Source organism: Bacillus cereus group sp. BfR-BA-01350, from assembly GCF_022663775.1.
GTDB lineage: Bacteria > Bacillota > Bacilli > Bacillales > Bacillaceae_G > Bacillus_A > Bacillus_A paranthracis.
The window spans coordinates 1-852 of record NZ_JAKUGD010000033.1 but is presented as its reverse complement, the minus strand read 5'-3'; the positions used below and the strand labels follow the sequence as shown (position 1 = coordinate 852).

Genomic DNA, 852 nt, shown 5'->3' with positions numbered 1-852 from the left:
ATGTCATATTGAAAATTGGAGCGGAAGACGGGATTCGAACCCGCGACCCCAACCTTGGCAAGGTTGTATTCTACCACTGAACTACTTCCGCAAGACATGTATGAGTTATTTTATTAAAAGTGCGGGTGAAGGGAGTCGAACCCCCACGCCAAAGGCGCTAGATCCTAAGTCTAGTGCGTCTGCCAATTCCGCCACACCCGCATATTTTGTTAAAATGGTGAGCCATGAAGGACTCGAACCTTCGACCCTCTGATTAAAAGTCAGATGCTCTACCAACTGAGCTAATGGCTCTTAATGGCTGGGCTAGCTGGATTCGAACCAGCGCATGACGGAGTCAAAGTCCGTTGCCTTACCGCTTGGCTATAGCCCATTAATTAAGAATGGTGGAGGGGGGCAGATTCGAACTGCCGAACCCGAAGGAGCGGATTTACAGTCCGCCGCGTTTAGCCACTTCGCTACCCCTCCGACATATATGGTGGAGGATGACGGGATCGAACCGCCGACCCCCTGCTTGTAAGGCAGGTGCTCTCCCAGCTGAGCTAATCCTCCATTTTGCCTGGCAAAGTCCTACTCTCACAGGGACAAGGTCCCAACTACCATCGGCGCTAGAGAGCTTAACTTCCGTGTTCGGTATGGGAACGGGTGTGACCTCTCTGCCATCATTACCAGACTGTATTCATTTAAGACAAGAATTATTGTAACTCATTTAACTTTGAAAGTCAACAAGTTTTTTTATATTCTTTCAAAACTAGATAACATTGCTACATATTATATGGTTAAGTCCTCGATCTATTAGTATTCGTCAGCTCCACATGTCACCATGCTTCCACCTCGAACCTATCAACCTGATCA

6 tRNA genes and 1 rRNA gene are annotated in these 852 nt (G+C 47.7%); all 7 read right to left on the bottom strand.

What is annotated here, in order from left to right:
• Positions 1–16 precede the first annotated feature (16 nt).
• Positions 17–91 (bottom strand) — tRNA-Gly (locus tag MR147_RS26715).
• 29 nt (positions 92–120) lie between these two features.
• Positions 121–201: transfer RNA gene (locus MR147_RS26710), tRNA-Leu, on the bottom strand.
• A gap of 14 nt (positions 202–215) precedes the next feature.
• Positions 216–291, bottom strand: a tRNA-Lys gene (locus MR147_RS26705).
• 4 nt (positions 292–295) lie between these two features.
• Positions 296–370 (bottom strand) — tRNA-Gln (locus MR147_RS26700).
• An 11-nt stretch (positions 371–381) separates the two neighbouring features.
• A tRNA-Tyr gene (locus MR147_RS26695) sits at positions 382–465 on the bottom strand.
• Between the two features lie 8 nt (positions 466–473).
• A tRNA-Val gene (locus tag MR147_RS26690) sits at positions 474–549 on the bottom strand.
• Positions 550–554: 5 nt separating this feature from the next.
• Positions 555–670: ribosomal RNA gene (gene rrf, locus MR147_RS26685) — 5S ribosomal RNA — on the bottom strand.
• Positions 671–852: the final 182 nt, after the last annotated feature.